General features: G+C 59.8%; 30 protein-coding genes. 16 read left to right on the top strand and 14 right to left on the bottom strand.

Going from position 1 to position 24,840, the window contains the following annotated elements; translation table 11 throughout:
* The first annotated feature begins 1 nt into the window (after window position 1).
* Together dinG and DKW72_RS00570 are read left to right on the top strand one after the other, a co-directional pair.
* A complete protein-coding gene (dinG, locus tag DKW72_RS00565) occupies window positions 2-2,128 on the top strand; it encodes an ATP-dependent DNA helicase DinG (RefSeq protein WP_111640379.1) in 2,127 nt (708 codons plus the stop codon).
* The gene (locus tag DKW72_RS00570; protein WP_111640380.1) at window positions 2,125-2,448 is read left to right on the top strand and encodes a YqcC family protein; all 324 of its coding nucleotides are present in this window, start codon (window positions 2,125-2,127) and stop codon (window positions 2,446-2,448) included. Before dinG ends, DKW72_RS00570 begins: the two co-directional genes overlap by 4 nt.
* Here DKW72_RS00570 and DKW72_RS00575 read toward each other — a convergent pair.
* From DKW72_RS00575 to DKW72_RS00585, 3 genes are all read right to left on the bottom strand, one after another.
* The gene (locus DKW72_RS00575) at window positions 2,408-3,430 is read right to left on the bottom strand and encodes a 2-hydroxyacid dehydrogenase (RefSeq protein ID WP_111640381.1); all 1,023 of its coding nucleotides are present in this window, start codon (window positions 3,428-3,430) and stop codon (window positions 2,408-2,410) included. The two genes, DKW72_RS00570 and DKW72_RS00575, sit on opposite strands and share 41 nt — an antisense overlap.
* Before the next feature lie 26 nt (window positions 3,431-3,456).
* Window positions 3,457-3,927, bottom strand: coding sequence for a bacterioferritin (bfr, locus tag DKW72_RS00580; protein ID WP_111640382.1), 471 nt, complete (start codon window positions 3,925-3,927; stop codon window positions 3,457-3,459).
* Between the two features lie 149 nt (window positions 3,928-4,076).
* Window positions 4,077-4,283 carry a bacterioferritin-associated ferredoxin gene (locus DKW72_RS00585; RefSeq protein ID WP_111640383.1) on the bottom strand — a complete coding sequence of 69 codons (207 nt, stop codon included), beginning with the start codon at window positions 4,281-4,283 and terminating at the stop codon, window positions 4,077-4,079.
* A 197-nt stretch (window positions 4,284-4,480) separates the two neighbouring features.
* Here DKW72_RS00585 and ung point away from each other — a divergent pair, with 197 nt between their 5' ends.
* Window positions 4,481-5,179: a uracil-DNA glycosylase gene (gene ung, locus DKW72_RS00590; RefSeq protein ID WP_111640384.1), complete on the top strand. Its 699-nt coding sequence runs from the start codon at window positions 4,481-4,483 to the stop codon at window positions 5,177-5,179.
* Here the strand turns inward: ung and DKW72_RS00595 are convergent.
* Both DKW72_RS00595 and ygfZ read right to left on the bottom strand, forming a co-directional pair.
* Entirely contained in the window at window positions 5,176-6,015 is an 840-nt protein-coding gene (locus DKW72_RS00595; protein WP_111640385.1) for an HDOD domain-containing protein, read from the bottom strand. The two genes, ung and DKW72_RS00595, sit on opposite strands and share 4 nt — an antisense overlap.
* A 16-nt stretch (window positions 6,016-6,031) precedes the next feature.
* The gene (ygfZ, locus tag DKW72_RS00600; protein WP_111640386.1) at window positions 6,032-6,934 is read right to left on the bottom strand and encodes a CAF17-like 4Fe-4S cluster assembly/insertion protein YgfZ; all 903 of its coding nucleotides are present in this window, start codon (window positions 6,932-6,934) and stop codon (window positions 6,032-6,034) included.
* 146 nt (window positions 6,935-7,080) lie between these two features.
* Between ygfZ and DKW72_RS00605 the strand changes: the two genes are divergently transcribed.
* The gene (locus DKW72_RS00605) at window positions 7,081-7,338 is read left to right on the top strand and encodes an FAD assembly factor SdhE (RefSeq protein ID WP_111640894.1); all 258 of its coding nucleotides are present in this window, start codon (window positions 7,081-7,083) and stop codon (window positions 7,336-7,338) included.
* A complete protein-coding gene (locus tag DKW72_RS00610) occupies window positions 7,295-7,816 on the top strand; it encodes a protein YgfX (protein WP_332835780.1) in 522 nt (173 codons plus the stop codon). Before DKW72_RS00605 ends, DKW72_RS00610 begins: the two co-directional genes overlap by 44 nt.
* Before the next feature lie 18 nt (window positions 7,817-7,834).
* On the opposite strand, the gene nadB is transcribed toward DKW72_RS00610, so the two are convergent.
* The gene (nadB, locus tag DKW72_RS00615; protein ID WP_111640388.1) at window positions 7,835-9,460 is read right to left on the bottom strand and encodes an L-aspartate oxidase; all 1,626 of its coding nucleotides are present in this window, start codon (window positions 9,458-9,460) and stop codon (window positions 7,835-7,837) included.
* Between the two features lie 275 nt (window positions 9,461-9,735).
* Between nadB and rpoE the strand changes: the two genes are divergently transcribed.
* The 4 genes from rpoE to DKW72_RS00635 all read left to right on the top strand — a co-directional run bounded on the left by rpoE (window position 9,736) and on the right by DKW72_RS00635 (window position 12,574).
* Complete coding sequence (gene rpoE, locus DKW72_RS00620; RefSeq protein WP_111640389.1) at window positions 9,736-10,326, top strand: RNA polymerase sigma factor RpoE; 591 nt, start codon at window positions 9,736-9,738, stop codon at window positions 10,324-10,326.
* Between the two features lie 102 nt (window positions 10,327-10,428).
* On the top strand, window positions 10,429-11,133 hold the full coding sequence (locus tag DKW72_RS00625; RefSeq protein WP_111640390.1) for a sigma-E factor negative regulatory protein: 705 nt from the start codon (window positions 10,429-10,431) through the stop codon (window positions 11,131-11,133).
* An 8-nt stretch (window positions 11,134-11,141) separates the two neighbouring features.
* Window positions 11,142-12,101: a MucB/RseB C-terminal domain-containing protein gene (locus DKW72_RS00630; protein ID WP_111640391.1), complete on the top strand. Its 960-nt coding sequence runs from the start codon at window positions 11,142-11,144 to the stop codon at window positions 12,099-12,101.
* The gene (locus DKW72_RS00635; RefSeq protein WP_111640392.1) at window positions 12,098-12,574 is read left to right on the top strand and encodes a SoxR reducing system RseC family protein; all 477 of its coding nucleotides are present in this window, start codon (window positions 12,098-12,100) and stop codon (window positions 12,572-12,574) included. The genes DKW72_RS00630 and DKW72_RS00635 overlap by 4 nt, the downstream gene beginning before the upstream one ends.
* On the opposite strand, the gene DKW72_RS00640 is transcribed toward DKW72_RS00635, so the two are convergent.
* A complete protein-coding gene (locus tag DKW72_RS00640) occupies window positions 12,556-13,626 on the bottom strand; it encodes an MJ1255/VC2487 family glycosyltransferase (protein ID WP_232522260.1) in 1,071 nt (356 codons plus the stop codon). The genes DKW72_RS00635 and DKW72_RS00640 overlap by 19 nt on opposite strands.
* Window positions 13,623-14,153: a phosphatase PAP2 family protein gene (locus DKW72_RS00645; RefSeq protein ID WP_111640394.1), complete on the bottom strand. Its 531-nt coding sequence runs from the start codon at window positions 14,151-14,153 to the stop codon at window positions 13,623-13,625. The genes DKW72_RS00640 and DKW72_RS00645 overlap by 4 nt, the downstream gene beginning before the upstream one ends.
* 106 nt (window positions 14,154-14,259) lie before the next feature.
* On the opposite strand from DKW72_RS00645, the gene DKW72_RS00650 reads away from it, so the two are divergent.
* The 6 genes from DKW72_RS00650 (at window position 14,260) to trhO (ending at window position 18,697) form a co-directional block, all read left to right on the top strand.
* Entirely contained in the window at window positions 14,260-14,634 is a 375-nt protein-coding gene (locus DKW72_RS00650; protein WP_111640395.1) for a diacylglycerol kinase, read from the top strand.
* Between the two features lie 98 nt (window positions 14,635-14,732).
* Window positions 14,733-16,010 carry a hypothetical protein gene (locus tag DKW72_RS00655; RefSeq protein WP_111640396.1) on the top strand — a complete coding sequence of 426 codons (1,278 nt, stop codon included), beginning with the start codon at window positions 14,733-14,735 and terminating at the stop codon, window positions 16,008-16,010.
* Window positions 15,994-16,728 carry an OmpA/MotB family protein gene (locus DKW72_RS00660; RefSeq protein WP_111640397.1) on the top strand — a complete coding sequence of 245 codons (735 nt, stop codon included), beginning with the start codon at window positions 15,994-15,996 and terminating at the stop codon, window positions 16,726-16,728. The genes DKW72_RS00655 and DKW72_RS00660 overlap by 17 nt, the downstream gene beginning before the upstream one ends.
* Window positions 16,728-17,306, top strand: coding sequence for a hypothetical protein (locus DKW72_RS00665; RefSeq protein WP_111640398.1), 579 nt, complete (start codon window positions 16,728-16,730; stop codon window positions 17,304-17,306). The genes DKW72_RS00660 and DKW72_RS00665 overlap by 1 nt, the downstream gene beginning before the upstream one ends.
* A gap of 2 nt (window positions 17,307-17,308) precedes the next feature.
* Entirely contained in the window at window positions 17,309-17,635 is a 327-nt protein-coding gene (locus tag DKW72_RS00670; protein ID WP_111640399.1) for a BolA family protein, read from the top strand.
* A gap of 114 nt (window positions 17,636-17,749) precedes the next feature.
* Entirely contained in the window at window positions 17,750-18,697 is a 948-nt protein-coding gene (gene trhO / locus DKW72_RS00675) for an oxygen-dependent tRNA uridine(34) hydroxylase TrhO (RefSeq protein ID WP_111640400.1), read from the top strand.
* A gap of 11 nt (window positions 18,698-18,708) precedes the next feature.
* On the opposite strand, the gene DKW72_RS00680 is transcribed toward trhO, so the two are convergent.
* From DKW72_RS00680 to DKW72_RS00700, 5 genes are all read right to left on the bottom strand, one after another.
* On the bottom strand, window positions 18,709-19,224 hold the full coding sequence (locus DKW72_RS00680) for a hypothetical protein (protein ID WP_157960345.1): 516 nt from the start codon (window positions 19,222-19,224) through the stop codon (window positions 18,709-18,711).
* Between the two features lie 156 nt (window positions 19,225-19,380).
* Window positions 19,381-19,974, bottom strand: a complete 594-nt coding sequence (locus tag DKW72_RS00685; RefSeq protein ID WP_111640402.1) for a DUF4202 domain-containing protein — start codon at window positions 19,972-19,974, stop codon at window positions 19,381-19,383.
* Window positions 19,975-19,977: 3 nt separating this feature from the next.
* A complete protein-coding gene (fnr, locus tag DKW72_RS00690; RefSeq protein WP_111640895.1) occupies window positions 19,978-20,712 on the bottom strand; it encodes a fumarate/nitrate reduction transcriptional regulator Fnr in 735 nt (244 codons plus the stop codon).
* 121 nt (window positions 20,713-20,833) lie between these two features.
* Window positions 20,834-22,975, bottom strand: a complete 2,142-nt coding sequence (locus DKW72_RS00695) for a TonB-dependent receptor (protein WP_111640403.1) — start codon at window positions 22,973-22,975, stop codon at window positions 20,834-20,836.
* Between the two features lie 98 nt (window positions 22,976-23,073).
* A complete protein-coding gene (locus DKW72_RS00700; RefSeq protein ID WP_111640404.1) occupies window positions 23,074-23,850 on the bottom strand; it encodes a glutaminyl-peptide cyclotransferase in 777 nt (258 codons plus the stop codon).
* 57 nt (window positions 23,851-23,907) lie between these two features.
* Here DKW72_RS00700 and DKW72_RS00705 point away from each other — a divergent pair, with 57 nt between their 5' ends.
* Window positions 23,908-24,588 carry a DUF502 domain-containing protein gene (locus tag DKW72_RS00705; RefSeq protein WP_111640405.1) on the top strand — a complete coding sequence of 227 codons (681 nt, stop codon included), beginning with the start codon at window positions 23,908-23,910 and terminating at the stop codon, window positions 24,586-24,588.
* On the opposite strand, the gene DKW72_RS00710 is transcribed toward DKW72_RS00705, so the two are convergent.
* Complete coding sequence (locus DKW72_RS00710; RefSeq protein ID WP_111640406.1) at window positions 24,527-24,838, bottom strand: late competence development ComFB family protein; 312 nt, start codon at window positions 24,836-24,838, stop codon at window positions 24,527-24,529. The two genes, DKW72_RS00705 and DKW72_RS00710, sit on opposite strands and share 62 nt — an antisense overlap.
* Window positions 24,839-24,840: the final 2 nt, after the last annotated feature.

Genomic DNA, 24,840 nt, shown 5'->3' on the forward strand with positions numbered 1-24,840 from the left:
TATGCTGAATGATCAGGTCAAGGCACGCATCCAGTCCGCTTACCGGCAATTTTTGAACAGCAAGGAACTTCAGCCGCGTTACGGCCAGAAATTGATGATTGCGGCGATTGCCCGAACCCTCGGTGCCATTGAGTTGGACGAGGAAGGTGTGCGCCAGAACGGTGGCCATGTGTGCGTACTCGAGGCGGGCACCGGTACCGGAAAAACCGTCGGTTATCTGCTGCCGGCGCTGGCCGTGGCCAAGGCCATGAACAAAAAGCTGGTGATTGCCACCGCTACCGTGGCCTTGCAGGAACAGATTATCGCCAAGGATCTGCCGGAGCTGCAGCGCACCACCGATCTGCCGTTCAACTTTGCGCTGGCTAAAGGTCGCGGTCGCTATCTCTGTCTGACCAAACTCGACAATGTCCTCGCCGAATGTGAGAGCGGTCTGAATCCGACCCGGGCACTGTACGAGGACGAGCTGCCCAGCGTGACCGAAGAGGCGGTTAAAATTTATCAGTCGATGGTTGATGCCCTGGCGGCCAACCGCTGGAATGGCGAGCGCGATACCTGGCCGGAAGAGCTGGAGCAGACCCAGTGGCAGCGGGTCACCACAGATCACCGTCAGTGCACCGGCCGGCGCTGTTCCAATGTCTCCGCCTGCAGCTTCTTCAAGGCCAGAGACCAGATTGGCAGTGTCGACTGTATTGTGACTAACCACGACCTGGTGCTCGCGGATCTGGCGCTGGGCGGCGGCGCAATACTGCCCGATCCGGCGGACACGATTTACGTTTTTGATGAGGGTCACCACCTGCCGGTCAAGGCGCTCAATCATTTCGCTCATCAGAGCCGAATGCTCGGCACCAGCCGCTGGCTGGAACAGTGCAATCGGGCGCTGGACGCCACCTTGGGGGAGCTCAGTGGCGCGGGCAATATCGACCGCTACGGTGAGCAATTGCCCGCCGCCTTGATGGATTGCAAGCAGCGTCTGGATCAGCTTTATCCGCAGTTCGACGCCCTGGTGCAGACTCTGGCCCTGGACGACCGCCAGAGTCACTATCGCTTTGAGAACGGCGTGGTTCCGCGGGAGATACTCCTGCAGGCGGTGGAGTTGCATCGGGGCTTTGATCGATTGAGTGAGCTGCTCAACAAAATGGTCAAGGAGGTGGGCGAGGCCATGGAAGACGCGCATTGTCCGGTGCCCAAGGTAGACCTGGAGCGCCACTACCCGGCGCTCGGCAGCTGGCAGGCCCGGGCTGAGGTCAACCGCGAACTGTGGGCGAGCTACGCTACGCCCGATCCGAAAGGTGCCGTACCCCGGGCGCGCTGGTTGACCCTGGCTGACCGTCAGGGCGCGATGGATATCGAAGTGTGTTCGAGCCCGATACTGGCCGCGCGCACGCTGGAGTATTCACTCTGGAATGAGTGCTGCGGTGCGGTCGTGACCTCGGCGACGCTCACCGCGCTGGGGCGCTTCGATCGCTTTGCGATGCGCGCCGGAACGCCCAAAGACAGCCACTACGAAGCGGTGCCCAGCCCCTTTGATTTCAGCCGTTCGACCCTCGAGGTGCCCGGGTGGGCGGTGGAGGCAAATGATGCTCGGGCCCACACCGAATCCCTGGTTGAGCACCTGCCTGACTGGTTGGCCAAGGACGATGCAAGCCTGGTGCTGTTTTCCTCGCGCCGGCAGATGCTCGACGTCTTTGATGGCTTGCCGGGCAGCTGGCGTGAGCGAGTGATCGTCCAGGGCGACAAGTCCAAACAGGCAATGCTCACAGAACATCGCAAGCGTATTGATGCGGGCCAGAACAGTGTCATCTTTGGTCTCGCGAGTTTTGCCGAAGGCGTGGATTTACCCGGCGACTATTGCCAGCATGTGATTATTGCCAAGTTGCCCTTTGCGGTGCCCGACGACCCGATCGAGGCGGCTTTGTCCGAGTGGGTAGAAGCCCAGGGGCGCAACCCTTTTATGGAAATTACTGTGCCCGATGCCTCGTTGCGGCTGATTCAGGCCTGCGGGCGACTGGTGCGCACCGAGTCAGATACCGGGCGGGTGAGCTTGCTCGATCGGCGGATTTTGACTAAACGTTATGGTAAGGCACTGCTTAAAGCCCTACCGCCTTTCACTCAGGTGATTCATCGATGAGCGACAAACATCTACAATTGGCGTCCATTCTGATGGACATTGAAAAAGAGCTGCGAGACTTGGAACTGTGGCAGCGGCATACGCCTGCGTCCGACAAGCTCGACAGCATGCAACCCTTTGCAATCGATACCCTGACCTTTCCCCAGTGGTTGCAGTTTATTTTTATTCCCCGGGCCTATGAGCTGATCGAGGCGCGCGCGCCGCTACCCCGCAACTGCGGTATTGCACCGATGGCCGAAGAATACTTTCGCAGCCTGGAGATCAACAGCGACACACTGATTATTCACCTGCGGGTTGTGGATCAGGTGCTGGCGGGTTGACCAGCCAAACCTTGTCCAGTTTCTGCTGTTCAAAAAAAGTGATGTTGGCGAGGGTAATCCGGGCAATGGCAGTGAGCGCCTCGTGAGTAAAGAAGGCCTGATGGCCGGTAACCACAACGTTGGGGAAGGTCATTAGCCGGGCGAAGACATCGTCTTGCAGCAAGTGGTTGGAGTGATCCTCAAAAAAGATATCGGCCTCCTCCTCGTACACATCCAGCCCCATATACCCGATTTTGCGCTGTTTGAGAGCGCTGATTGCAGCCTTGGTATCAATCAGGGCGCCGCGTCCGGTGTTGATGATCATCACGCCGTCCTTCATCAGTGCGATAGACTGGGCGTCAATCAGGTGGTGAGTCGCGTCATTGAGCGGGCAGTGCAGGGAGATGATATCCGCCTGCGCCCAAATAGCTTCAAGGCTCAGGTAGTCCACGCCTCGGGCCGTCAGCTCGCTGTTGGGGAAAGGGTCGTAGGCGACAACCCGGCAGCCGATGCCGAGCATGATCTGCGCAAAGGTCTGCCCGATTTTACCGGTACCGATCACCGCCACGGTCTTGCCCACCAAATCAAACCCGAGCAGGCCATTCAGGGAGTAGTCGTTTTCACGCACCCGGTTGTAGGCTCGGTGCAAATTGCGGTTGAGCATCAGTATCAAGGCCAACGCGTGCTCTGCCACGGCGTGGGGCGAGTATTCCGGGACTCGGGCTACGGTAATACCCAATTCGGCTGCGGCCAACAAGTCGACCTGGTTGAAGCCCGCACAGCGCAGCGCCACCAAGCGTACCCCGTGTTCCGCCAACTGGTTCAGCGTATCCCGGTCGAGATTATCATTCACGAAGCCGCACACCGCGTCGCAGCCCTGGGCGAGCAGGGCGGTGTCGCGGTTCAGTGGCGGCATGTGGAAAACCAGTTCGTGTTGTCCCTGGTTAGCGCGCTCCAAAAAATCCTGATCGTAGGGCTTACTGCTGAATACGGCTACCTTCACACTGGGGCCTCGCGTTGCTCGGTGGGCTACGCGCCCATTTGGGATTGCAGGTAATTCTGCAAGCCGACAGATTTGATCAAGCCCAGTTGGGTTTCCAGCCAATCCACATGCTCTTCTTCTGAAGTCAGAATCTGCTCCAGCAGCTCGCGACTGCCGTAGTCCTTGACCGATTCGCACAGCTCAATGCCTTCGCGCAGGTCGGGAATGGCCTTGAGTTCGATTTTGAGGTCGCACTGGAGCATTTCTTCGGGATTTTCGCCGATATGCAGACGACCGAGGTCTTGCAGGTTGGGCAAGCCCTCGAGAAACAGGATGCGCTCAATCAGCAGATCCGCGTGTTTCATCTCGTCGATGGACTCCTCGTATTCCTTGTCGGCCAGGATTTTGAGACCCATATCCTTGTACATGCGTGCGTGCAGGAAGTACTGATTGATGGCAACGAGCTCGTTGGCCAGCGCCTGGTTCAGGCAGGCGATGATTTTGGGGTCACCTTTCATGATGAAATCCTCTCCGGGTTGCAATGATCTCAAGTCTGGTCCGAGGAGGTGCGGCTGTCAAGCGCGTCAGCGCCTAAGCCACTGTCAGGGAAGGAAAAACAATTCAATGGCAAGTGATTCTTGTTTCCTGGCAGGTCGCCTGAGGACCCTCAGGCGGCGGCGTAAAAGGGGGCAGGGCTCTTATCGGGCGTAGCGGCCAAGCATCCGGTGAGAATCTCACGGGTGGTGACACCGCATTTGCCGCACTGGCTCGCGACACCCAAAGCCTTGCGCAGCTTGCCAAGGGTGGTGGCGCCTTCGTCGATCGCCGCTTCGACCTGGCGGTCGGTGATACCTTTACACAGACAAACGTACATAACCCTGCCTTGCGCGGGTGCGCTAAAGATCAAACAATGACCCCAGTTTATTGTTATTGAGAATCAATGTCAACACTATATGAGAAGGATTGCCATTTAGATTGGAGCTTTGGGAGCTGCGCGACATTCAACAGGGTAGGGAGCTTCTGGTATGCTTTTCACCCATCAACATTTACAGATAAGTGCGAGTGCTATTTATGACCGACGCCCGGATCGCCCGTGAAAGAGCCATTGATTTGCATCCCAGCTGGCTGGCGCATCTGGCGCCGGAATTTGAGCGGCCGCACATGCAGGCACTACGCGCTTTTCTGCGGCGCGAGAAGCAGGCGGGGAAGACCCTTTACCCGTCCTCCGGACAAATCTTCAATGCGTTTAATTCCACGCCACTGGATCAGGTCAAAGTGGTGATTTTGGGGCAGGACCCCTATCACGGTCCGGGCCAGGCCCACGGATTGTGTTTTTCCGTCGCGCCGGGGGTGCCCGCACCGCCGTCGCTCAAGAACATTTTCAAGGAGATAGAGCGGGACCTGGGTCATCCAGTGCCCGAGCATGGCTGCTTGCAGGCCTGGGCCGATCAGGGGGTATTGTTGCTCAATGCCACGCTGACCGTGGAGCACGGGCGAGCGGGTTCGCATCAACGCCAGGGTTGGGAGCCTTTCACTGACCGTGTCATCCAGGTGCTCAATGAGACGCGGGAGGGGCTGGTGTTTATGCTTTGGGGCAGCTACGCCCAGAAAAAAGGTCGCCTTATCGACGCTCAGCGTCACAAGGTACTGAGCTCGCCCCACCCCTCGCCTTTGTCGGCCCATCGGGGCTTTATCGGCAACGGACATTTCTCGGCGGCCAACGCTTATTTGAGCGAGCGCGGACAGCGCCCGATCGACTGGCGGCTTTAGCCCTCAAGCATGGCCATGGCGGCCGCCATTTCGTCGGACAGGTCCTCGGCTTCAGCCAACTGCATATCCGGATCGAGGCCCAGGCGGGCAAACGCTTTCACCTCTCGGTAGTCCACTTCGGTCAGCGTCGAGTTGCTGTCCATAGCGCTCTGCAGGGCTGCAACCGTCACGATGTCGGCATAGTCCGCACGTTTTACGTCACGGCCGAAATCCAGATGCTGGGACGGGATGCGCGCCAGCTCTGCGGGAAAATCCCACGTGTTCAGAATCTTGTCGCCCAGCTCCGGGTGCAGTTCTTCAATGACCCGGTCAAGCGTCAGGCTGTCCACCAGCAGTGAGGGATGTTCTTCGGCGTAAGTCAGAATCGGGAGCACCCCGATCCGGTGGATCAACCCCGCCAGAGTGGCCTGGTCAGGGCGCAAGTCGGTGTAGTGGCGGCAGAGCACATGGCTGATGCCCGCCACTTCGGTGGAGCGGCTCCAGACCGCGCGCAGGCGGTTGTCCACCAAGTCGGAGGTGGCCTGAAACATCTGTTGCATGGCCAGACCCGTCGCAATGTTGCAGGTATACTCCATACCCAGGCGTCCGAGGGCCGTTTTCAGGTCGTCGATGGTGCGGTTGGCGCGAATCAAGGGGTTGTTGGCGACGCGGATCAGGCGCGCGCTCAGGGCCGCGTCGTTGCCGATGACATCGGCCAACTGGTTGAGGCTGGAATTCGGGTTGTCGGCCACTTCGCGCACTCGCAATGCCACCTCGGGCAGGGTGGGCAGTACCAGCTGATCGTTATCGATGGCGTGGATGATGTCCTGGCGAACTTTGGCTACCAGTTGGCTCATAGTCGGTCGGGTCCTTTCAGGCTTCTTCTTCGGGTAGGCTGTAGGGTAAGGGTAGCAGACTCGCGCTATCCAGGTCGCGTCCGGCAACCACCAGGCCCTCGTTTGTGTCACCGTCGCTGGCAGCGGTGACCAGCGTACCGGCAACGGGGTACTCGATCACACTGCCGGGGGCTGGCAGCGACGCCAGCTCACGCAAATCACAGCGAAACATCACCCGCTTGAGTTTGGCTTTGTAGTGCAGGCGAGCGACCACTTCCTGCCCGGTATAACAGCCCTTGCGGAAACTGATGGCATTCTGGCACTGGTAGTTGAGCGCCTGGGGGGTAAATTGGCCCCGGGTCTGAGGGGTGATTTCGGCATGCCCGGCGCGGATATCCAGTAGCTGCCAGGCGCTCGCGGGTTTGACGCCACAGTGCTCAAGCAGTTGGCGGATCAATGCCGGAGCCTGGTCGGCTGCCAACCAGCATTCGAAGCGCTCGGGGTCAAGCTGGATCACCCGGTGGTGGTGGTTGTGCCAGAATTGGCCATCGGCTTCTGGGGCTCCGCCCACCAGAGCCTCGACTCGGCTGCGGGCGTCGGGACCGGCGATACCAATCCCGAGGTAGGCGTCGCTGATGTTGGTCAGCGTAACCTTGAAGAACACAGCGTACTTGCCCAGGGCGTCACAGGTGGTATCCACCAACTCGCGGTGCATGCGCAGCACAATTTTCTCGTCACCGTCGCGCCAGGCGCGAAAACTGGTCAGTATCCGGCCCTTGAGGTCACACTGCAGGCCGATGCGGGTCTGGCGGCTGTCGAGCTCTCGTACATCACAGGTCACCTGACCCTGAAGGAAACGCTCGGCGTCGGGGCCGTCCAGGGCGAGCAGGCCCTGATGCTGTAGTTCGCACATCCACGTGCTGGCACTGGTTTGGCTCATAGAGGCGCGGGACTCCTGCTGTCTGACGTCGCAATCATTGAAAGCGCCATCATAGAGCCAAAGCCGGCAAAGCAAAAGGGGGGGGCACCCAAGTCCGGGGCTTTTCCGTTATACTCTGCTCACGCTTAACAACGCAGGTAATGATGGTGAACGAAAAACGCTTATTCTGGGGTAGCCGACGGGGCATGCTGGAGTTGGATCTGGTATTGATGCCGTTTCTGGAAAGGGTATACCCGACGCTGGAGCAAGCGGATAAAGAAAGTTACTGGAAGCTTCTGGAGTGTGAGGATCAGGATATGTTTGCCTGGTTTATGCGCCGCCAGGACCCAGAGGACCCGGAATTGCAAAGGATTGTGACCCTTGTTCGACAAACCACTGGCCCGGACGCCAAGTTCCCCCAGTGAGCCCGCGCGTCGGCGCCCACTGCCAGAGCTGGCACCCGTCCCGCTAAGGTCGTCCCGCTGTTATGTGGGGGCTTTACTTGGCATCGCCACCCTGGCGGTGCTCTTGTTGATACTCTCTGTATTACCACTCATTCCGGCCCGTCCGGGTTTCGCTCTGCTCCTGTTGGTCGCAGTGCCGGCCGTACTTGCCAATGCCGCCTATGCGCTCCGGCAGCACCGGCGTCTGCCCCGGCTAGCGGCTGTGTATGGCGGATGCTGGCAGCTGCAGGATCACACCGGGCCCAACGGGTGCTTCGCCGGAGACTGGCGCTTTGCGGGCGAAGTGTTGCTCTGGCCTTGGTTAGTGATTGTCCCGCTGAAACGCGCCGACGGGCAGCGCTGCACCCTGGTATGGTGGCCGGATTCGGCGCCCGCTGAGGACCAGCGACGACTGCGTGTCTGGTTGAATACCGCCGCCGGGCGCGAGCGTATCCACTGAGCGCTAGGTGTCTGGGACTCAGGCGTTTTTGCTGACGATGACGTCCTGGCCGGCAAAGTTGGTGGGGACCAGTACCGTGTCTCTGGCGACCGGGGACAGCTCGGGGTAATCGAGTGAATAGTGCAGGCCGCGACTTTCTTTGCGCTCTGCTGCCGACCGGATAATCAGCTCCGCAACGGTTGCCAGGTTGCGCAGCTCAATCAGATCACTGCTGACTTTGTAGTTGCTGTAGTACTCGGCGATTTCCCGCTTGAGCAATTTGATCCTGTGCGCGGCCCGCTCCAGGCGCTTGCGGGTGCGTACGATACCTACGTAGTCCCACATGAAGCGTCGCAGCTCGTCCCAGTTGTGAGAGATAACCACATCTTCGTCGGAATTGGTGACGCGCGATTCGTCCCAGTCCGGTGACGTGTCGGGTGTGGCGATGCGGTCCAGGTTGGCGGCAATATGTTCGGCTGAAGACTGGGCGTAGACGATGCACTCCAGAAGCGAATTACTGGCCATGCGGTTGGCGCCGTGCAACCCGGTAAACGAGGCCTCGCCAATGGCGTACAGTTGCTGCAGGTCGGTCTGGCCATCGGTGTCGACCACCACGCCGCCGCAGGTATAGTGAGCTGCGGGCACCACCGGGATAGGTTCGCGGGTGATGTCGATACCAAACTCCAGGCAGCGGGCTTTGACGGTGGGGAAATGCTCGGTAATAAACTCGGGCGATTTGTGGCTGATATCCAGGTACACACAATCGCAGCCCAGACGTTTGATTTCGTGATCAATGGCCCGGGCCACCACATCCCGCGGCGCCAGCTCCGCGCGTTTGTCGAAACGGGGCATAAAGCGCTCGCCGTTGGGTAAGCGCAGGACCGCACCTTCGCCCCGCAGGGCTTCGGTAATCAAAAAGGTTTTCGCTTTGGGGTGGTACAGACAGGTGGGGTGAAACTGGTTGAACTCCATGTTGGCCACGCGGCAACCGGCGCGCCAGGCCATGGCGATACCGTCGCCACTGGCGCTGTCCGGGTTGCTGGTGTAGAGATACACTTTGCTGGCGCCGCCGGTGGCCAGAACCACGGCCTTGGCCTGGAAAACCTCCACCCGGTCGTTCTGATTGTTAAGTACATAAGCCCCGGAGCAGCGCAGTTTGCGCGAGCCGGTATCGGCCTGGGTGATCAGATTGAGAGCTACATGGTGCTCGTGTACGGTGATGTTGGGTTGGTTGCGGACCCGTTCGATCAGGGTTGAGTGCACAGCCTGACCGGTGGCGTCAGCGCTGTGAATAATCCGCCGGTGGCTGTGACCGCCTTCCTGAGTCAGGTGGTAGGTATCACCACCGTTGTTGCGGGTGAAATTGACCCCCTGACTGATCAGCCAGCCAATCGCGGCTTTGCTGCGCTCAACCGTAAAGCGAACGGCGTCCTCATGGCACAGGCCGGAGCCGGCCACCAGGGTGTCGGCGATGTGAGCCTCCACCGAGTCGTCGTCGTCCAGCACGGCAGCGATACCACCCTGGGCGTACCAGGTGGAGCCCTCGCTGATCTGACTCTTGCTCAGCACATGGACTCGGTGCTTGTCGGCCAGGCTCAGGGCCAGGGTTAGCCCGGCCGCGCCGGAGCCGATCACCAGAACATCGGCGTTAAAGTGGGTGCTCATTAAACGGTTCCAGATCCTGTCGGAGGTGAGGGCTCTCGGCCCGAAGAGCGCCAGTATAACGGAGCTTGGCGCTCGGGTAATAGGCGCACGCCACGGTCACTCGCAGACCGGGCTGAGCTACACGCCATAAACCGTTATACTGTCGGCAGAACTTTTTGGTTGTCGCCCGGTCAACACTGGCTCAAAAATCGCCTTCCACCGGAGGGTTGGCCAGCACCAGCGACATCAGCACTGGATGATGCCCCGGCGAGAGCCGCGGTCTTGGGGGAAATCGAATGGCAGCGCAGCAGGCGCCCACTACAGATCAACAGTTGGTCGAACGAGTACAGAAAGGTGATAAGCGCGCGTTCGACCTGCTGGTACTCAAGTACCAGCATAAAATCTTTGCGATTATCAGCCGCTACATCCGCGATCATGCCGAGGTGCATGACGTGGCGCAGGAGGCGTTTATCAAGGCCTACCGCGCGCTGGCGAACTTTCGCGGCGATAGCGCGTTCTACACGTGGCTATACCGTATCGCTATCAACACCGCCAAAAATCACCTGGTGGCACGCAACCGGCGCCCGCCAGCGAGTGATGTTGAAGTTCAGGACGCCGAGTTTTACACCGGGAGCGAGGCGCTCAAGGACATCGATACGCCTGAAAACAGCCTTATGCGCGACGAGCTCCAGGCTACCGTGGACAAGGCCATTCGGGATTTGCCGGAAGACTTGCGCACGGCGGTGACCCTGCGGGAGATGGAAGGCTTGAGCTACGAAGATATTGCCGCGATCATGGACTGCCCGGTGGGCACCGTGCGCTCGCGCATATTCCGTGCCCGGGAGGCCATTGACCGGAAGATCCGGCCACTATTGGATCCCGCGTAAACAAGTGTTAAGAAAATGTGGCCCTGGGCTGAACCTTTTGGGTGGCTCCGGGTCAGTGAATACAGAAGCTGAACCCGACGTACTTTAGAGGTGATACCCACCATGACAGAGCCGACCCACCACCATCCGCTGGCCGAATCCCTCTCGGCCTTGATGGACGATCAGGCCGACGAGATGGAGCTGCAGCGCCTGCTCAAAGCGAGCGAGTCTGACGCTGAGCTCAAAGCCACCTGGTCCCGCTATCAGATGGCGAGCGCGTCGCTGCGTCGCGATTTGCCCGCAACCGCGCCCAGTGACTTTGGTGCGCGCCTGAGCGCGGCACTTGCGGATGAACCTGCTCTCGGCGCTGGCCGGGGGAGCGCGCTTAACCGCTGGTGGCAGAATGCTGGGCGTGTGGCGGTAGCCGCCTCAGTGGCGGCTGCGGTGATTTTCGGTGTTCAGCAGTACGGCGGTGGCAGTGCACCGGTGGGCGGCGAGGCGCCAGCCATGGCAGAGTCTGAGCGCAGTGAGCTGCGGCCTTCTGCAAGCGCGCCAGCCGGCTTCCAGTCGCCGGCCTTGAATGCGCGTCCGGTCAGTGCTCAAAGCGGCTTTGATGGCCGCTCCCAGCAGGCGCGGCAGGTGATTTTCGAGCCGCGTCAAGCCAACGATCAAATCCCCATCGAGCAGATTCGCGCTTACCTGAACCTGCTGATTGATGAGCACACCGACCACGCGTCCTTCAACAGTGGCCAGGGTATGCTGCCTTTTGCCCGCGCGGTTGTTGGTGAAACCGATGAAGCCGACGCGCAAGAGGCGCTTGAAGACTGAGGTCGCTTGTGATCCGTGTTTTTTCTTTTACTCCCCTGATCCTGGCCTGGGCACTGATGCTGCCTCAGGCCGTGTCGGCTCAGCCGGAGACCGCTGAGGCCAAGCGTTGGCTCGGACAAATGGCCCAGAGCAATCGTGAGCTTAGCTACCAGGGGCTGTTCACCTACGAACACGGCATTGCTCTGGAGACTTTCAAACTGACCCGCTGGGTAGATCAGGGTGCTCAATACGAGCGTCTCGAGCACTTGAGCGGCCCGGAGCGCGAGGTGCTGCGCCAGGGTCTGGCGGCGGACTGTCAGAGCGCAGGGGATCAGGTGCGGCATGGCCGTCTTACCCTGAGTGACGGCCAGGTGGCTGACCTGGGCGAGTACTACTACCTCGATATGGCGGGCCAGGAACGCGTGGCCGGACGCTCCACCCGGCAGGTTCAAATCATTCCCCGGGATACCTACCGCTACGGTTATCTGCTTGATGTTGATGAAGACACCGGGTTGCTGCTCCGATCATTGTTGATTGATGAGCAGCGCCGGGTACTGGAGCGCTTCCAATTTGTGGATATTCAGTTGGCGCCGGCTCAGGCCGAGATCAGGCTTGAACCCCGGGCACAGTTGTTTCGTCAGGCCAATGCCCACCCGAGTCCCTGCAACCCGACGGCATTGACTCAGCCCGATGGCTGGCACCTGGACTGGTTACCACCGGGCTTTGTATTCAGTGGCCAGCAGACGGTGCAGGACGACACCGAGATGTTGATGTACACCGACGGGCTGTCAACCTTTTCTGTATTTCTCGCGCCCGCCGACGGTGACCGGGCCATCGAAGGCCGTGCCCAGCGCGGTGCCACCAATGCCTACATGGGACAGGTGGCGGCGGGTGAGCGGCGCTTTCGGGTGACAGTGGTGGGTGAGGTTCCGGTGCAAACGGCCGAGCAGGTCGCCAATGGCATTGTGGCTGAAGGGGCGCAGCCATGATTGTTGAGACCGGGCGCGTGGTCGCCGTAGAATCCGATGGGCTCTGGGTCGAGACGATCCAGCGCTCCACTTGTGGCAACTGCGCTGCGCAAAAAGGCTGTGGCCAGAGTCTGCTGGCACGTCTGGCGGGTCACACATCCTATTTGCGGGTGGTGCTGGAAGGTCGCGATCCGTCGGGGTTCCAATTGGGTGAACAGGTGCGTATCGGGGTGCCGGAGCAGGTTGTCGTGACCGGCTCACTCTTTGTCTACCTGGTGCCACTGTTTGCCATGCTGTTGTTCAGTGGTGTCGCCCACAACCTGTGGGCTTACGAAGGGCTCACTGCGGCCATGGCCGTACTGGGTCTGCTCGCCGGGGGCGTTGTGGTGCGCTGGCGTGCGCAGGCCACACGCAATGACCCGCGTTTACAGCCGGTGCTGCTCGATGACACCAGTCGGGTCACGGTGCTCGACCCTCAGGCCAGTGCCGGGTAATCGCCGGTGCGGGTTTCCTGCCAAAGCTGATCGCGTAAGGCCCCTAAATCGCCCATAGCAAGTTGGCTCGCGTCCTTTTTGAGCAACCACTGGACCAGTGCCTGGGCGGTATTCGGGTAGCGTACAGGTGCCGGCAAAGGCTGACTCAGCCAAGCGGCGATAAAGGCCTCATCCAGATTCTGACTCACCTCTGCATACCCCAACTGTTTCAGCGCCAGGGCGTTGGATTGTTGCTCCATCTGTTTGCGCACCGGTTGCACCAGCAGCTTTTTCCCCAGTTGAATCGCCTCGCTTGGCAGCTCAAATCCGGCGCTGCAAATGACCCCTTCACAGCGATGCAGGTCCTGTTGGAAGCCCTCTCGGGAAAAGGGCCGAAGGTGCAGGTGTCCGCGATCCTCGTGCCGGGCATCCTGGTGATAGATATAAAAATCCGCGCCGGTCAGGGGTGTCAGTAACGCCAGGGTATCGTTCAGGTCGCCGAACGGCAGGTACACCAGATAGTCGCCCGGCTGGTTGTCGTTGGGATAGTGCGAGGGCTCGATCAAGGGCGGCAATATGGGCTGGCCGAAGTGGTGCCAGTGACAGCCAATGGGCAGGTCCGTGGGGGCAAAGTAGCGCATAAACAGGCTGACGGCCGGGTTGTTGCCCCGTTTAGGAATACGATACTGAAAAGCGTTTTGGTGAGAGAGCCCGATCACAGGCCGCCCAGCGCGCTTGGCGGCCCAGGCGGTAATGGGTTCGAAGTCGTTGATGATCAGGTCGTAGCCGCTGACATCAAGGTTTTTTACATCACGCCAGAGTTGGCGCAGATTGCTCTGGATCAGGGTTTTGCCCATAAACACTCGGCCCTTGAGGGTCACCAGTGTCAGACCCTGAAAGCACCGATAGTCCCCAAAGCAGTCCATATCGAAATAGGCCTCGGGCGCGCGGCCGGAAAATACCCAATCGACATCGGCCCCCGCAGCGCTCAGCTCCCGGGCCATGATCCGTGCCCGGGTGATATGGCCGTTACCCGTGCCCTGCACGCCGTAGAGAATTTTAACCACTGTCACAGCCACCCTTGCAGATAAATACCGATCAATGCACACACGCTGCCCAGCACCGCGCCAGCGGCGATGTCGCTCGGGTAGTGCACGCCCAGGAGCACCCGACTGATGCCCACCAGGCTGGCCCAGAGGTAGCAGGGCAGGGCAAAGGCGGGGTAGAACCAGGCAATCAGCAGCGCGAACAGGAAGGCCGCCGCGGTGTGCCCGGAGGGAAAACTGAATTGATCTGAGGGCGTGATCCAGGCCTCGTAAAAATCAAACGCGGCCGCCGGTCGGTCGCGTTTGATCAGGTTTTTCAGGAGCAGATAGAGACTAACGTCGAGAGCATAAGCGATGGCCCCGGCCCCGAAAAAAGCGGTGCCAAGTACCGGTTCAAAGATGAGCACCGGCAGAGCAATGACCAGATAGAGATAACCGTCTCCGGTGCGTGAAATCCAGCGTACCGAGCGTCGGTAGGGGAGGCGTTTATTGACGTGGAGCCAGAGAAACGCGAGCGTATCGAACTGGTGAACTCTCTGAAATAAGGCATTCATTTTGGCACCCGTTGTTGGTGTGACCATCATTTTGTAACAACCCTTGATGAAACTAATGTGACACCCAGCCACAAAACCCCCATCAGCTTGTGATTGAGGAGCTGCTATGCCTAAACCGGGAAAAACGGGAGTCACCCGCATTGTTCACGCCTTTGGCTATTCGATGAAAGGTTATGCCGCCGTCTGGCGCTTTGAAGCGGCGTTTCGCCAGGAGGTGGCGTTGGCCGCACTGCTGATTCCCACGGCTTTCTGGTTAGCCGAGGGTCATATCGAGTTGATTCTGCTGATCGCCAGTGTCTTTTGGGTGCTGATGGCGGAGCTGGCCAATTCGTCGGTAGAGGCGGTGGTCGATCGCACCGGGCACGAGCTGCACGTGCTGTCGGCGCGCGCCAAGGACATCGGCTCGGCGCTGGTGCTCACCAGTCTGCTGTTGTTGGCGCTGGTTTGGGGGATTGTGATCTTCCAGCGTTTTGCGGTCTGAACGCAGGGTTCGGGCGGGCGCCAGGCGGCGTGTCAGGCTGTTACCCCCAAGCCAAATGCACTACACTTTGCGTCGGTTTATTCGAATAGCGACGCCTCATGGATTTTTTGTTCAATTTTTCCGGCCTGACCCTGGGTTTACTCGGCGCGATCGTGGTGATGACGGTCTGGTTTGTCGGCCCTGGCTATAGCGCCCACAGTGCGACACACTCGCCCACGATCCTCACCAGTACCGGTATTTTCGGGACATTTTTGGGGGTTGCCCTGGGGCTGCTCGGGTTTGATACCACGGATATCCAGGCCAGCGTGCCGGACTTGATCGCGGGTTTGCAGACGGCATTCTGGACCTCGATTGCAGGTCTGCTCGGGGCTCTGATCGTCAAGTTCCGCCACTTGGCGACGGTTATGCGTCAGCGGCGCGTGGAGGCCCAGTATGAGGCAGCTACCATCGATGACCTGGCCAGTCTGCTCGGGGGAATCCGCACCGCCCTGACCGAACCCGCCGAGGGCGGTTTGCTGGCGGAGCTCGCCAGCCTCCGTGCGAGCCAGGGCCGCGAGCTGAGCCAGATGCGTCAGTCCCTGAGTGAATACCAGGCCAACATGACCGAGGCCAACACCCGCGCTTTCATTACCGCCATCGAAACCGTGATGCGCGATTTCAATACCCAGATCAACACCCAGTACGGCGATAACTTCCGGGAACTGAACGAAGCGGTGGGCAATATGCTGCTCTGGCAGCAGACCTACAAGATCGAGTTGCAGGAGCTGCTGGTGACCCAGAAATCCAACGGGGAGCTGCTCGACAAGGCCAGTCAGGCCTACGAGAAGGTGGTGACCCACTCGGAGATCTTCAATACGGTTTCGGAGTCCATGGGCAAGATGATGGCGGGCCTGCAGGCCCAGTCCAAAGATCTGGACAACTACCTTTCGCGTCTGGCGAGTGTCGGTGAACAAGCCGCGGCCGGACTGCCTTCACTGGAAGGGCGCGTGGATGCCCTGACCACTCAGTTGGCGGAAAGCGTGACCCGCAACCAGAGCCAGTTGAGTGAAGTGCTCGAACAGGCTGCACAGGCGCTGCGCGACACCTCGGCGCAGGTCAATCAGAACCTGGCCGAGAGCCTGACCCGGTCCCAGGATGGGGTGGCCGAACGCATTGAAGCGATGGTGGCACGCACCGATGCTCAGGTCCAAAAGCTGGACCAGGCTCTGGAAGCGGAGTTGACCAAATCCCTGACCACCTTTGGCTATCAGTTGACCTCCCTGTCGGAAAAGTTTGTCAACGACTATGCGCCGCTCACCGACAGGTTGCGGGCCCTGGTACAGTTGGCCGAGCAGCAATCAACCGCTGCGGTGAGTTCTGATGAGCGCCGATCCTAACGGTCACGGCGGCCTGGTCAACACGGCCGGGATAGCCGCGGAAGTCGAGCACGAAGAGCACTGGGTCTCGGTCAGTGACTTGATGGCTGGCCTGATGATGGTGTTTTTGCTGATGGCTGTGGTCTACATGGTCCAGTTGGAGCTGGAAACCCGGACCATTCGCGATGTGGCGATTCTCTACGACCATTTGCGCACCCAGTTGTACGAAGACCTGAACGAAGAGTTCGCCGACGATCTGCCGCGCTGGGGCGCCGAACTGGATGAAGACCTGAGCCTGCGCTTTAACCGCAGTGAGGTGCTTTTTGCCCAGGGCGACGATGCCTTGCGGCCCGCGTTTGAAGACATATTGAGCGATTTTTTCCCACGCTACGTGCGCATCATCACCTCCGACCGCTACCGCAACGACATTCTTGAAGTGCGGGTTGAGGGCCATACCTCAAGCGACTGGGGAACCGAACCGCCGGAGGTGGCCTACATCCGCAATATGGCTCTGTCTCAGGCCCGCACCCGCTCGACCCTGGAGTACCTGCTCAACCTCGAGCCGGTGAGTGATCACCGCGACTGGCTCAAGGAACATGTCACTGCCAACGGACTCTCGTCGTCCAAACCCGTGCTCGATGCCGAGGGCAATGAAGATTCGGAGCTGTCCCGGCGGGTCGAATTCCGCCTGCGCACCGATGCCGAATCGCGCATTGCCCAACTGCTCGGGGGCGGCTGATGGAGCTGCCGGATTTTCTCGGGTTTGCACCGCTCAATAGCGCCCGGTCCCTGATGGGAGCCGAGCAGTTGGGGCACTTTGAATTTTTTGACCCGCGCCTGCACCTGACAGCCGATGAACGGACGACGCTCGCCGACCCCGGTCTGAATCTGGGGTGGGCGCAGCTACGCTGTCTGCACGACTACACCCTGACCTACAAAAACAGCCGGGTGCTGGTTATCCTTGAGCGCGAGCAATTGGAGCCTACCTACCACCTGGCCTTTTGCCGGGTATTGCAGGGCCGCAACCGAAGCGAGCCGGGCCAGCATTTCTGGGTCGGCACCTGTCTGCCCGAAAATCAGGTATTGCAAGTGTGTGGCGAGTGTTTGCAGCAGTTGCAGTTCAAAGGCTACGATGGCGCCCGCACCCGGCACCGGGACTACAGCGAGCGGGTACGCGCCGGGTTTGAGTTGTCGGCGTTTCTCCAGCGCTACCCGGTGTATCCGGTCAAAACCGCTGAACTGTGCGAGGCCGTGCCGGTCAGTGAAGTCAGTGCCCGCGCCGCCCATCCACCTGCACCGACGTCTCAGAGGTTATGAGTATGCAACCCATTGAAAAGGCCATCAGGGCCAAGATCGCAACCGAGTTCGAGCCCCAGCACCTGGAGGTGATCAACGAAAGCTACAAACACAGCGTGCCCCCGGGATCGGAGTCACACTTCAAGGTTGTGCTGGTGAGTCCGGCGTTTGCGGGCCAGCGTCTGGTACAGCGCCACCAGGCGGTCTACGCCGCCCTCAGGGAAGAGCTGGATGGGCCGGTGCATGCGCTGGCGCTGCATACCCACACGCCCGAGGAGTGGGCACACAAGCAGGGTGATACCCCCGACTCCCCCAACTGCCTGGGTGGCAGCAAAGCCGATCCCGCCTGAAAAGCACCGCTCGAAGCCTCGCGCCAGGCTGGCTGTATAAAAAATAAGCGTTTATAATGCGCGCCCCGCGCGAGCGCGCCTGTGTCTATCTGCCTGAACAAGTACCGGACTGTTATGAGCCAAATCGTTGTTGCCGCCCTTTATCACTTTGCGTCTCTGCCCGATTACGAGGCCATGAGCGAACCCCTGAAGAACCACTGCGAGGCGCAGGGGCTCAAGGGCACCCTGTTGCTCGCCCATGAGGGGATCAACGGCACCGTGGCCGGCACGCGCGCAGGCATCGACAGTTTGCTCGATTACCTCAAAAGTGACCCACGTCTGGCCAAACTGGAGCACAAGGAATCGCTTGACGAGCGTATGCCCTTTTATCGGATGAAGGTGAAACTGAAAAAAGAAATCGTCACCATGGGTATCGAAGGTATTGACCCGCGTCATACGGTGGGTACCTATGTGCCGCCCAGCGCCTGGAATGAGCTGATCAGCGATCCCGACGTGCTGGTGGTGGATACCCGCAACTACTACGAGTATGCCATTGGTAGCTTTGAACGGGCCGTCGATCCGGGCACCACGACCTTTCGCGAATTCCCGGACTATGTCAAAGACAACCTGAGTCCCCAGCAACACAAGAAAGTGGCCATGTTCTGCACCGGTGGTATTCGTTGCGAGAAGGCCACGGCCTATATGAAGGAGCAGGGCTTTGAAGAGGTTTACCACCTTCAGGGCGGTATTCTGAAGTATCTGGAAGAGGTGCCGGAGGAGGAGAGTCTGTGGCGCGGCGAGTGTTTCGTATTTGACAACCGGGTCGCGGTCAATCACCAGTTGGAAAAAGGCCGTTACGATCAATGCCACGGTTGTCGCCACCCGATCACGGAAGACGATATGCGGTCAGAAAAGTATATGAAAGGGGTCAGCTGCCCGCGTTGCTACGATACCCTGACAGACGAACAGAAGGCCCGTTTTGCCGAGCGCCAGAAGCAGATGGAGCTGGCTCGCCAGCGCAACGAGCAGCACCTGGGCGCTGCGCCGCCGGCGCGTCAACTCAAAGCCTCAGGCAAGGCCTGAGGCCGAGGGGCTTAGCGAATCACCATCTGACCGCGCAGTTGCAGGTCGACTACATGCTCGTCCATGGCTTGGAACAAGGTGTCAAAACGTTGGGCAACTTCGGCGATTTCCCGGCTGGGATTGTGACGGTTGTTGTACAGGTTCATAAGCTCTTCAGAGACTGCATTGATATCCCCGAACAGTCGCTCGGTCATGCCCTCGGTGCGGAACACACGGCCCTGTTCGGTCAGGCGGAGATATTCATCGCACTCGTCGAGCCAGCTTTTGCGCTGCTCAATAAAATTGCGGATATTGCGCATCCCGGCAGGATGCCCACCCTCAAGGCGCTCGGCCCGGTAGTTTTCCATGTTGCGCCGGGCGGTCATCAGAAAGTCGACCGCCGTGTCCCGGCAGGCCTGCACTGTCAGATGGCTTCCAAATCTTACCCCGTGTTCTTCCATAGCGCGTTCGCGTTTGCAGTCTTCATCGCAGGCCATGGAGTAAGAGGCCCAGAGCGTAAGTAGTACTAGCGATAGGGTCTTTTTCATAGTCAGCCACTTTGGTTATTGGTTATTTTGCGTTTCTTAACAATCACTAAGAGATATATCTCAGATGGCGATAAGGGTCAAGGGTGTGGCCGGACAGAGGGATAAATGCGACGTTTTTTGTGACCTGTGTCACATTTTTGGGGCGGAAATGCGACTCTAATCGGTTTCATCCGGCGCCAACGCTTTGCCGACGAGGCTCTGCATGGGCGCCGACAAGGGCAGTTTCAAGGCCTCGGCGTGACCAATGTCAGACATTTTGTTCCAGGTTTTGCGGATAATGCTGATCAGCTTGTCTTCGTCGTGTTTACGCGCGAAATCGTCCAGATAGAAGCGCAGGAAGACCAGGCAGATGACGTCTTCCAGGGTCTGTACTTCCGGGTCGCGCTTGAGTCGTTTCTTCAGCAGCAGATCTTTGACCCGTTCGATGCTGGCATCGTCGTAACCCTGTTCCGCCATCACCTGCCCGGCAACTTCGCCGTGGTAGAGCGCCAGGTCGGTGCGCCAGCGTTTGTAGCCGGCCCGGTCCATGGGGTAATCGCTGCGGGCAATGGCCCAGCGGCGAATGTGCTGACTGCGGGCGGCCAGTTGCAGGGTTTCGGAAGCGTCGGGGCAAAACTGGCCCAGGCACTCGCTCATACGTTGGCCGTAGACCAGCTCTTTGGGCTGGGCCTCGCCGTCCACCATTTCGCGGTTGGGATCTTCCCGGTTGAGCGCGTCGAAGGCTTCAAGGGTACGCTGTAAACGGCTCATGGCTTATCCGAGGGCGCTGGAAAGTTTGCGCAGGGCATCGATATCTTCGACCTGCACTTCTTTTTTGTCGACCCGGATAATGCCCTGTTTCTGCAGGCGGGTGAATACCCGGCTGACGGTCTCGATGGTCAGGCCCAAAAAGTTGCCAATATCGGTACGCGACATGGGCAGGCGGAAAGCCGTCGCGGACAGTTGGCGCGCCTTGTTGCGCGCAGAGATGCTCAGCAACAGGGCCGCGACCCGCTGTTCGGCGGTGCTCTTGCTAAGCAGGCCCGCAAGCTGCTGTTCCTGGGTAATCTCTTTGCTCATCAACTGGAAGAAGTGCCGCTGCAGACTCGGGATGCGCAGGCTCAGATCTTCCAGGCTGTGGAAGGGGATTTCGCAGATGGAGGCGGTTTCCAGTGCGATGGCCGAGTTGGTGTAGCGGTCCTGGGCGATGCCTTCCATACCCAGGATTTCCCCAGGGAGGTAAAAGCCTGTGACCTGCTCTTCACCGTCATCGCTCAGGGTGATGGACTTGACGGTACCTGAGCGCACCGCATACACCGACTGAAAGGGTTCGTTGGCCCGATACAGGTAGTCACCCTTTTGCAGGGGACGGCCGCGCTGAATGATATCGTTGACCTTGTCGATATCGGATATATGCATACTGATGGGCAGGCAAATGCTGCTCAGGCGGCAGTTACCGCAGGAGATTTGGCGATCGTGGGGGCAGTGCTGTTGTGCGCTTTGGGTCATGGCCTTGCTCGTATCCGTCAGTGTGCGGCGGTGCGTATTGTTGCAGCTTTGCACAAGCGGGTAAACCGATACTGAACCGCTCATCACCGAGTATAGCTACCCGGCGACGGCTGTCCACCGTTTAGTCGAACGCGAAGTTTATGCCGGCGATCAGGGTGCGGGGGCGTCCCGGGGTGTAGATGGGGCCCCAGCGGCCGGTGGTTTCTGCGTAGCGGGTGTCGCCCAGGTTGTAGCCCTGCAGGTAAACATCCAGGCCGCTGTCAAAGCGGTAGTTGGCGCGCAGGTTAAGCAACTGGTAGCCGTCGTAGGTCAGCGTATTGGCCTCGTCGATAAAATGCCGGCCCTGGCGCAGCCACTCGGCTTCGAGCCGTCCGCCGTTCAGCCAGGGGGCGCGGTATTCCAGGCGCACATTGCCGTAGCTGCGCGGTGCGTTGGGCAGCTGATGGCCGGCGTAGTCGGTATCGCTATCCTGCCATTGGCGGTATTCATGGTCGGCGCGGGTCCAACTGACGCCCAGGGTCAGATGTCGGGCCAGGTCCAGGTCGGTGCCCAGCTCCAGACCTCGGTGGCGGGTCTCGCCCGCATTGACCTGACGGCGGGTGCCGGTGGCCTCTGTGACCGCTAGAATGTCGTTGTATTTTTCCAGCCAGTAGAGGGTCGCCTCGAAGCGCCAGGCCGAGTTCAGGCGCCCGCGCAGGCCGACCTCTTTGCTGTCAGCGACCACCGGCTCCAGGTCGGTCGAGTCGGCGGTGGCACCAGAGCGAAACAGCTGGCTCTCGCTCGGCACGCGAAAAGCGCGCCGCCAGGCGGCAAAGGCATTCAGTTCCTCGCTGACCCGGAATATCGCACCCGCCTTGGGGCTCAGGCGGTCCATGCTGAGTACCCTGTCCTCCGGGCGACGGTGGGTCGGATGCTCGGGGTCGGCGCCGATGCGGCTGGTGTAGTCGTACTCGAGCCAGTCGTAGCGCAGACCCAGGTCGACGCGCCAGCGCGGGTGCAGGTCGGCCTCCCAGTGCAGGTAGGGGGAGGCACTGCGGACACTGACCCGGTAATCGTAGAGGGGGCGCACCGGCTGGTAGGCGAGCCAGTAGTCGCCCGGGTCATTATCGGTGCGCTCAATATAGGTTTGTCGGGTGTTGCCCTGGCTGAGGTCGAGATCAATGCCGGCGATCCAGAACCCCTGGTCGAGCCACTCGACGTCTTGGCGGTATTGGCTTTGCAACCCCAGAGAGCGGTCATCACTGCGGTTGATGTGGGCGTCCTGCGAGTCCAGCGCCCAGATGTCACGCCAGGGAATGTAGACCTCGCGACCGGTATTCAGCGTCCAGGTGGCCAGATACTCGAGCCGATTTTCGCGCCAGTAGGGGGTCACGGTCAGCTCGCCCGTGCCGGCCGGGCGTTGCCAGGCGCTTGACAGTCGCTGGCTGCTCACATCCCGGTAGCCCACCACATTGCCCGCCCGGGAGGGGTTGTTCTCAAAGTCCTCGGCATTTAGACCCGACCCGCCGCTGGCCATATCCAGGCGTGCGCCCGAATAGACGGTGTTGACGTCGAAACCGGCGATGCCGGTTTGCCAGACCAGGTTGCCCGCCTGGCGGTCGTAGTCCGTATGGTCGCGCCAGCCGTCGCTGGCGCTGGCCTCCAGGCGCACGGCCAGATGCTGGCCTCCGCGCACCGCCTGGCCGCGCACTTGAGCGCGACGCCAGCCAAAGTCGCCGCCTTCGAGGGTCAGAGCCAGGGCGTCGTGCTCAATCGGGCGGTTGCTCAGAACGTTGATCACGCCGCCGATGGCGTCGCTCCCGTAGAGCGCCGACCCCGGGCCCTTGATCACTTCGACGCCATCGGCCTGGGCGAGATTGATTTCATAGAGGGCGTTATGGTTGAAAAAAACCGGTGAACGGGTAGGGACGCCGTTCTCCAGATAGAGGTAGACCGGCCCGGTGGTTATTGGTTGGCGAATGGACGCCGACACACCCGGGCCGCTGCTGCCGAGCTGGACGATATTGACACCGGGAATGCGGTTGAGGGCGTCGGCGGCGTGGGTGGCGTGCAGATCTTCCAGGGTCTGGCGGTCGATTACGCCGACGCTGGCCGACGTATTGCCGATCGTGCTTTGGGCACGGGTGCCGGTCACGGTGATGGTATCCAGTGGACCTGTGTCTTGATGTCCGGCCAGTGTGGGTGCGCTTAAACAGAGTAAGAAAAGATGTGGCAGTGCGACCGGTAAACCCAACAGCGGGTGGTGCGCGGGTTCCTGTTTCATCGTGAGCCTGATCCTGTTTGGAGCGTGACGGTTTTGAACAGGAGTGAGTTTAGGCTGGTCTGTCTCAACGCAACAGTGACCGATTGTCGCACCCGGCGCTAGTGTGGTGGTACCAGACGAATCAGAAAGAGTCGAGGCCAGTTCTTCCCGGTCACCCAAAAGGCATCTTGCTCGGGGTCGTAGGCGATGCCATTGAGCACGCTCTGGCTGTCCGGTTTGTCGATCTGGGCGGCGAGATCGCTCAAATCGACCGTGATGTCGACGGTGCCGGAGTCGGGGTTGATGGCGATAATGCGGTTTTCTTTCCAGATGTTGGCCCACACCCGGCCGTCGACATAAGCCAGCTCGTTGATTCGGCGCACCGGCCGTCCGGCTTCGTGTACGGCAACTTGGCCGAGCAGTTCGAAACTGTCCGGGGCGTGAAAAAACAGTTGGTCTGAGCCGTCACTGCGAATCAGGCGCTGGCCATCTTCGGTCAGGCCCCAGCCTTCGCCCGGGTAATGGCGGGTTGTTTGCAGGTCAAAGCTCTCGCGGTCGTATATCAGCAGCGTATTTTCCCGCCAGGTGAGTTGGTAGAGCTGATCGTCAAAAAGCGCCAGACCCTCGGCAAAGTAGCGCTGGGGCAGGGTGCGGGAGTGGGCAATCAGGGTGGACTCGGCGTTGACGTCGGCGCGGTAACGCACCAGACGCGAGCGTCCGTACAGGCCACTGCTCTCGTAAAAGTACCCGTCGTGCAGCAGCAACCCCTGCGTAAAAAGGATGGGGTGATCTCGCTCGGCGATGACTTCATAGTCATAGTGCAGAGGGTTATCGGCACTGGCACAGGAGACCAGCCAAGGGTAAAGTAAGGCGAGGCAAATAATCAGTCGGTTCACTGCGCGCGATACTCGGTCGGTGTGCGGTCGGTCATCTTAGCGAACGGGTAAGGATAAATGAAGACCTGGAAATCCTATTTGGGGTTGACGCTCCTGGGCGGCCTGACGGTAGTGCTGCCGATCACCATTTTCATGCTGCTGATTCAGTGGCTGTTCGGCATGATTGCCGATGTCGTCAGCCCGGTGAGCAATCTGCTTTTGGGCTGGATGCCGCTCAATGAGTATCTGGCTGATCTGATCAGTATTTTGATGGCACTGGGTTTGTGCTTTGCGGTTGGTTTGTTGGTCAAGACGGGCGTGGGCCGTTGGCTGCACTCCTGGATCGATCGTTGGCTCACCAAGTTTGCGCCGGGTTATAAAACCATCCGCGAAGTGGTCAATCAGTTTGTGGGGGGCAGCGACAACGAGTCCCTGCTCAAAGGGCAGGTGTGTCGCGCCTACGTATTCGGGCCGGGAAATCCTGTGTCCATGACAGCCATCATCACCGCCAAACATGATGATGGCACCTACACGGTGTATGTGCCCACGGCTCCGGTGCCGTCGTCCGGGCTGGTTTATCATCTGCCGGCAGAGTGCGTGGAAATATTGGCCCATATCACCGTCGAAGCGGCCATGCGCACGGTGATTTCCTGTGGCAGTGGCTCGCAGATTATCACCGCGCCGGCGTCCGGGCCGGTTACTGTTCAGGACGTGAACGACCTGCCACATACGCCAGCGCCTCACTCACCGCGCGAGTGACTTTTTCTTCGGTTTCGGCCAATTCATCCTGCGACATAAAAAAAGTCATATCGACGTCGTGCCGGATATAGCGCGGCGGCAGCCGATTGAGGGCCACGCAGGCGACATCGGCCATAAAATTGGCGTTGCGCTGGTGTGATTCATTCAATTGCGCTCGAATCTGTTCCAGCACCAGGCGTTCGTAGTAGTTGTGGATTGAGTCGGTGGGGTTGTCATCGGTGGGATGATGGTGTCCGGGGTTGGCGAGCATGG

It is taken from the genome of Marinimicrobium alkaliphilum (assembly GCF_003259155.1).
Lineage (GTDB): Bacteria > Pseudomonadota > Gammaproteobacteria > Pseudomonadales > Cellvibrionaceae > Marinimicrobium_A > Marinimicrobium_A alkaliphilum.

What these genes read in the sequence shown, in the direction of transcription:
- dinG (WP_111640379.1), top strand. Translation starts at nt 2, where the DNA reads ATGCTGAATGATCAGGTCAAGGCACGCATCCAGTCCGCTTACCGGCAA.
- DKW72_RS00570 (WP_111640380.1), top strand. Translation starts at nt 2,125, where the DNA reads ATGAGCGACAAACATCTACAATTGGCGTCCATTCTGATGGACATTGAA.
- bfr (WP_111640382.1), bottom strand. Translation starts at nt 3,927, where the DNA reads ATGAAAGGTGACCCCAAAATCATCGCCTGCCTGAACCAGGCGCTGGCC.
- DKW72_RS00585 (WP_111640383.1), bottom strand. Translation starts at nt 4,283, where the DNA reads ATGTACGTTTGTCTGTGTAAAGGTATCACCGACCGCCAGGTCGAAGCG.
- ung (WP_111640384.1), top strand. Translation starts at nt 4,481, where the DNA reads ATGACCGACGCCCGGATCGCCCGTGAAAGAGCCATTGATTTGCATCCC.
- DKW72_RS00595 (WP_111640385.1), bottom strand. Translation starts at nt 6,015, where the DNA reads ATGAGCCAACTGGTAGCCAAAGTTCGCCAGGACATCATCCACGCCATC.
- ygfZ (WP_111640386.1), bottom strand. Translation starts at nt 6,934, where the DNA reads ATGAGCCAAACCAGTGCCAGCACGTGGATGTGCGAACTACAGCATCAG.
- nadB (WP_111640388.1), bottom strand. Translation starts at nt 9,460, where the DNA reads ATGAGCACCCACTTTAACGCCGATGTTCTGGTGATCGGCTCCGGCGCG.
- rpoE (WP_111640389.1), top strand. Translation starts at nt 9,736, where the DNA reads ATGGCAGCGCAGCAGGCGCCCACTACAGATCAACAGTTGGTCGAACGA.
- DKW72_RS00625 (WP_111640390.1), top strand. Translation starts at nt 10,429, where the DNA reads ATGACAGAGCCGACCCACCACCATCCGCTGGCCGAATCCCTCTCGGCC.
- DKW72_RS00635 (WP_111640392.1), top strand. Translation starts at nt 12,098, where the DNA reads ATGATTGTTGAGACCGGGCGCGTGGTCGCCGTAGAATCCGATGGGCTC.
- DKW72_RS00645 (WP_111640394.1), bottom strand. Translation starts at nt 14,153, where the DNA reads ATGAATGCCTTATTTCAGAGAGTTCACCAGTTCGATACGCTCGCGTTT.
- DKW72_RS00650 (WP_111640395.1), top strand. Translation starts at nt 14,260, where the DNA reads ATGCCTAAACCGGGAAAAACGGGAGTCACCCGCATTGTTCACGCCTTT.
- DKW72_RS00655 (WP_111640396.1), top strand. Translation starts at nt 14,733, where the DNA reads ATGGATTTTTTGTTCAATTTTTCCGGCCTGACCCTGGGTTTACTCGGC.
- DKW72_RS00660 (WP_111640397.1), top strand. Translation starts at nt 15,994, where the DNA reads ATGAGCGCCGATCCTAACGGTCACGGCGGCCTGGTCAACACGGCCGGG.
- DKW72_RS00665 (WP_111640398.1), top strand. Translation starts at nt 16,728, where the DNA reads ATGGAGCTGCCGGATTTTCTCGGGTTTGCACCGCTCAATAGCGCCCGG.
- DKW72_RS00670 (WP_111640399.1), top strand. Translation starts at nt 17,309, where the DNA reads ATGCAACCCATTGAAAAGGCCATCAGGGCCAAGATCGCAACCGAGTTC.
- trhO (WP_111640400.1), top strand. Translation starts at nt 17,750, where the DNA reads ATGAGCCAAATCGTTGTTGCCGCCCTTTATCACTTTGCGTCTCTGCCC.
- DKW72_RS00680 (WP_157960345.1), bottom strand. Translation starts at nt 19,224, where the DNA reads ATGAAAAAGACCCTATCGCTAGTACTACTTACGCTCTGGGCCTCTTAC.
- DKW72_RS00685 (WP_111640402.1), bottom strand. Translation starts at nt 19,974, where the DNA reads ATGAGCCGTTTACAGCGTACCCTTGAAGCCTTCGACGCGCTCAACCGG.
- fnr (WP_111640895.1), bottom strand. Translation starts at nt 20,712, where the DNA reads ATGACCCAAAGCGCACAACAGCACTGCCCCCACGATCGCCAAATCTCC.
- DKW72_RS00695 (WP_111640403.1), bottom strand. Translation starts at nt 22,975, where the DNA reads ATGAAACAGGAACCCGCGCACCACCCGCTGTTGGGTTTACCGGTCGCA.
- DKW72_RS00705 (WP_111640405.1), top strand. Translation starts at nt 23,908, where the DNA reads ATGAAGACCTGGAAATCCTATTTGGGGTTGACGCTCCTGGGCGGCCTG.
- DKW72_RS00710 (WP_111640406.1), bottom strand. Translation starts at nt 24,838, where the DNA reads ATGCTCGCCAACCCCGGACACCATCATCCCACCGATGACAACCCCACC.